The organism is Cupriavidus basilensis (assembly GCF_029335485.1).
In the GTDB taxonomy this organism is placed as follows: Bacteria; Pseudomonadota; Gammaproteobacteria; order Burkholderiales; family Burkholderiaceae; genus Cupriavidus; species Cupriavidus basilensis_E.
The window spans coordinates 1-355 of sequence record NZ_JARJLM010000155.1; the positions used below are offsets into that span (position 1 = coordinate 1).

At 68.5% G+C, this 355-nt stretch carries 1 protein-coding gene; it reads left to right on the forward strand.

What is annotated here, in order from left to right; translation table 11 throughout:
- On the forward strand, positions 1–355 hold a 355-nt coding region (locus P3W85_RS08790; RefSeq protein WP_276264484.1), incomplete at both ends, for a flagellin.

A 355-nucleotide genomic window follows, 5' to 3' on the forward strand; every position in this document is an offset into this window, starting at 1 on the left:
CCAACGGCAACACCGGCAACACCGTGGCTGGCCAGCTGGTCAAGGTCGGTGCCGACACCAACGGCGCCGCGGTCGCTTTCATCACCCAAGGCGGCAACAACTACGCGCTGTCCGCCGCTACGCAGGTTGGCGCCCAGGCCAACGGCGGCTCGACGACCACGTCGGTCACGGACGCCACCCAAATCGAGCTGAGCACCGCCGGCGCCGCCACCGCAACGGCCCAGTTCACCGGCTCGGGCAGCACCAACCCGCTGGCCCTGATCGACAAGGCACTGGCCACGGTCGACAAGCTGCGCAGCTCGCTGGGTGCGGTTCAGAACCGCTTCAACTCGGCCATCTCGAACCTGGGTTCGGC